Source organism: Pseudoalteromonas sp. 0802 (assembly GCF_013350085.1).
Classification (GTDB): domain Bacteria; phylum Pseudomonadota; class Gammaproteobacteria; order Enterobacterales; family Alteromonadaceae; genus Pseudoalteromonas.
In genome coordinates, this window is sequence record NZ_JABVXE010000048.1 from 1 (window position 1) to 4,817 (window position 4,817).

Genomic DNA, 4,817 nt, shown 5'->3' on the forward strand with positions numbered 1-4,817 from the left:
TTGATTGCCCAGCGCTCATTGATTTCACCTTCATCTTTAATACCAATCAGCTCGCCATCAAGATAAATTTTTAGTGCGCCGTTGTTTGGAGCAGCATAAAACACAAAAGCAATACGGTGCCAGCTGTTTGCTGTAAGCTCGCCAAAGTAACCACTGTCACTGGTGGCAATACCAATGGCGTTATCTCGGCTAACGTAAAGGTCTGCGTCATCACTGTTAGTGGTATCGGTTTGTAGTAATGAGCGCCATTCATTGGTGCTTTGTTCTGGCCACATAATATCCATCACTAAAGTGTAATCAGCGATAAGGCCTTCTGTTTGGTAATCACCGTTTGCAGCACTATTAGCCGTTAAGGTTAAGCCTTGCGTTGGGCTATGGCGAGCAAAGGCGAGCACGCCTGAAGCACCCGTTGGTAAATCAGCTATTTCAAGCTCAGTGGTGGTGGCAAATTGGCTATCTTCTGGCCCCCAATTTTTGTCTTCAGGGTCATAAAAGCTGAGTGTTGCAGGGCCAACGTCACTGCTAAAGCCTTGCTCTGGGTTGTTAAAATTCCATACTGTGACCGCATCATCTGCTTTACAGGCATTAAGCATGTTATCGGTATCGATATATAAACATTGGCTGGTGCGTGCTCGCGCGTAGTTATCAAGTAGCCACCAACTTTCAGCGACCAATTGAGCTTCTAAGCTTGGCAGAGCAGGGAAGAACAATTCGCTATTTAGCGCTGGGCCTTTAAATAGAGCAACGAGGTAAGTGCTTGCATCATCAATGTTATCTGGCACAACCGAGACCCATTCTGGCTGGCTTTCGAGCATGCTTTTCAACTGGCTGCCTGTCACCTCAACTTGATAAATTGAATTAAAGCCCGGGGTATTCGATGGTTGGCGTTCAACCTTAAACGCGGCATGAAAATCTTCTTGGGTTAATGTACCCGGTAGCCAACGATCTTGTACTTGGCTTGCATTTAGTAAGGCGGCCTCAATAGCAGGGAACTGCTGCATAGTTGCTTTGGCTGTAATTGTGGTGAGCTCTTCTGCAGTAGGGTAATTTTCTGAAACGGCAATTTCGGTGTTTGCATCTGGGGCATAGCGACCCATGATTTCATCGATGGCGTTTTTAGTGCTTTCATCTTGGGTCGTAATGCTGGTGGTTGCGATGGTTTTGTAATCAACATCCGCAAGTGTTTTGTCTTCAAGGTTAAAGGTTAAGGTAAGATCAGTCAGACCTTGTGCAAAAAAGTTTGGCTGAATAACAATGCTGCCGTTATCTAAGGTTTGATAACTTTCACCGCCATGAGTATGCCCACCAAGCACTAAATCAATTCCAGTAACATTTTGTGCAATTCGGGTGTCAGTGCCTTCACCTAAGTGACTAACCATAACCATGTAATCTACATCTTGACGGTATTGGTTAACAAGCTGCTCAGCCACTTCTTGCCACTGCCAATTCATTTTAAAGTTAGCGATAAAATCAGGAATTGGCTCGTCTTCAACTGGTTCATCGAGTTCATTCCAAGGCACTGAAGTCATGCCAAAAAAGCCGATGCGTAGGCAACCTACTTGAACAACCGAAAAATCGACACCGGCAAACGGCGTATCATCGCTACCATCATATTCGGTGTTACTTGAAAGCACGATGGCATTATCGTCATCGGCAAAGTCCAACAGTTGCTCAGGTCCCCACGCATAGTCGTGGTTACCTATCACACGTACGTCAAAAGCCATGGCTTTTATTGCTTCAACAGTGGCTAACCCTTGTGATGTTTGTTCTGCTACGGTGCCTTTTTCATAATCGTCACCGCCATTGGTGAATAAGGTGTTAGGGTTTTCAAGTTTTGCATTGTCGTAGTAACTGCGAATACGGCTGAATAACTGCTCTTTAAAGCCGAAGCGCGCGTGTAAATCTGCAACATGAATAAAGCGCACTGTTTGGTTACTGGCAGTGTTATTACATTGCTCGCCAATGGTTTTGCTGGCTACAGGAACAGTGCGAGACATTAAAGCAAAGCTACCAAATTCTGTAATAGCACTGACTGCAAATCCATCATTGCTTTGTTCTGTACTGAGAGTTTGCCACTGCTCATCAACTAACTGCACTATGCTAAAGGCAAGGTTGGTTTGTTCATCTGGTAACTTAATCGCTAAACTTAATGGCTCAGCAAATATCAGGTTATTGGGGCGAAAGGTATGAATACTCGAGACAATACCTTGCTCGATATCCGTGCTTGAAGCGCTTGTCTCTGTATAAGTAAATGTGGTGTCTGTTGTGACTGTGTTACTTATTGCATTAAGTATGACATCGCCCTGTGCAAATTCAGCCGATAAGCCATTTTCGACAGAAATAATCAAACCAGACTGATCAGGAACAGTTGCGACTTCTTTTGTTGTTTTATCGCCACCACATGCTGTCAGTAATAAGCTAGTCAGAATAATGACCAGTAGTTGAGTGTTAAAGCGCACTTACTCAGTTCCTTTGCCAAACCAAATTAATATCAGAATATAGTATCAGTTTTAAGGACGCTGAGGGAATAGGGGAGAGAGAAATTCCCCGCAGCGGGTGCTACGGGGAATAAGTATTATTGCTTTTCAGCTGTCACTTCTAGCTCTTCAGCTAGGATGTGCTCAGTAGTTTGTGGCTCGTGTTGGCCTTCAGCACCGTGCATCCAAGCGACTAGTTTATCGCTTAGTAAGTACATGATCACTGCAGAAAGAACCGCAGTTGCGCCTAAACCAATGAAGATACCCATCGCGTTGTCTAACGCTTCTTCACCTTCACCTAGGAATGAACCTACGAAACCAGCAATCTTGTTTGCAACCGCTGTACATAGGAACCAAATACCCATAAGCATTGAAGCTAAACGTAGAGGTGCAAGTTTACTTACCATAGATAGGCCAATTGGAGATAAACATAACTCACCTAGCGTGTGGAATAAGTAGAATAAAACTAACCACATCATGCTGATTTGTAGGTGCTCACCTTGACCTTGTGTCATTAGCGCTAGGATCATAGTGATGAAACCAAGTGCTAAAAAGATAAGTGCAATAGCAAACTTAACCGGTGAATTTGGTTCACGTTTATCAAGCTTTAACCAAATAATGGCAACTAAAGGTGCAAAAACAATGATGAAAATTGAGTTTAAAGATTGGAACCAAGAAGCAGGTACTTCAAAACCAAGTAACATACGGTCTGTGTAATCGTTAGCGAAAAGGTTCATTAAACCACCCGCTTGTTCAAAGCCCATCCAAAAGATGATGCTGAATACACTCATAGTAAAGATAACTTTAATACGGTCAGTTTCTACTTTAGTTAGTGGCTCTTTAGTGTTTGATTCAGACTGTGCTTGAGAAAGCTTAGCAGAAGGCACAACACCGATATCGCCTAAGTATTTGTTGCTTAATGCAAGCTGTAAAAGTACAGATAACACCATACCAACACCGGCTACGATAAAGCCCCATTGCCAGCCCATTGCAGCTGCAGCATAACCCGCAACTAGAGGACCTAATGCACCACCTAGGTTGATACCCATATAGAAGATAGTGAACGCGCCATCACGACGTTGGTCACCTTCTTTGTATAGATCACCTACCATAGTTGAGATGTTTGGCTTAAATAAACCGTTACCCACACAAAGAAGTGTTAAACCAATGTAGAATACGTTTTCTTCTTGGCCAGCTAAGTAGCTGTGTGGGATACCCATAGTGAAATGGCCTGCAGCCATCAATAAACCACCAAGGATAATTGCTTTACGTTGTCCTAATACGTTATCGGCTAACCAACCACCGAATAGTGGGGTGATGTATACAGCCATTGTGAAGGTACCATAAAGGCTTAATGCGTCTGCATTTGACCAACCAAAACCACCTTCTTGTACAAGCGCTACTAAGTATAAAACTAAGATGGCGCGCATGCCGTAATAACCGAATCGTTCCCACATTTCTGTGCCGAACAACAGGAATAACCCTTTAGGATGCCCTAAAAAGTCACCTGCTTTAGGTAATGAACTCATATTTACTTCCTAACTCTAAGTTTTTATTTGAGGCCTTATTGTTTTTGCTTTGGTCGTTCTATGTATTTATTTAGTGAACGGGCGGCCATGTTTTTTGATGCAGCTAAGATAATGGTTTGTTGCTCAAGTTTTGTACTTGAAGGAATGGGACACACCCTTATCCTAGCTACAAGTGCGCTACAGTATACATAGACCTTATGGAGAGGGGAAGAACTTGCGACACTTGCCCCATGTGATGCGACAGTTAGTAGCTAGCATAAGGCACAACAGGTTTACCCGGGAAAGCCAGTTCGCTATACACCGGATTAAAGTAATAACGGAAGTACAACTGAGCATAATTCGGCTCGTAAAAATCGGCTCTATCTAGGTTGAAGTAACCACCAAAGAACCAATTAGGCGTGAATCGATACTCAAAACTTGCCCCTAAGTTATACGATAAACCATTGCTGGTATCGCCTTCAAAGTAAGGTACAACACCCGTAACAGCTGTTTGAGCCTCTGCTTGGCCTTGCAAAATAGGGTCGTTAGGAAAAAATGCGATGTCGTCTGTCGTGGTGGTTGACCAAGATACGCCAGCGCGCAGTCGGTATACAAAATTATGACCAACTCGCTTATCAAAAATCACAGGTAATGAAGCGCCCAAGTAGTTTTGTGGACTGTAATAGCCACCATGTCCCCAGGTTTCTTCACTTAAATTATACTTATACGACCAGTGTAATAAGTTAAGGCCTAGACTTAATTCGGTGTTTCTTTCGCGAATATAACGATAATAACTGCCACCCATTAGGCTGTAGCTTTGATTGTCTTTTAC

At 43.3% G+C, this 4,817-nt stretch carries 3 protein-coding genes; all 3 read right to left on the reverse strand.

The genetic code is table 11. The annotated features are described in order from the left end of the window. On the reverse strand, positions 1-2,459 hold a 2,459-nt coding region (locus tag HUS61_RS20960), incomplete at its 3' end, for a bifunctional UDP-sugar hydrolase/5'-nucleotidase (RefSeq protein ID WP_175092020.1). A 116-nt stretch (positions 2,460-2,575) separates the two neighbouring features. After that, on the reverse strand, positions 2,576-4,006 hold the full coding sequence (locus HUS61_RS20965) for a peptide MFS transporter (RefSeq protein WP_054561940.1): 1,431 nt from the start codon (positions 4,004-4,006) through the stop codon (positions 2,576-2,578). A 244-nt stretch (positions 4,007-4,250) separates the two neighbouring features. Continuing rightward, on the reverse strand, positions 4,251-4,817 hold a 567-nt coding region (locus HUS61_RS20970; RefSeq protein WP_175087008.1), incomplete at its 5' end, for a cellulose synthase subunit BcsC-related outer membrane protein.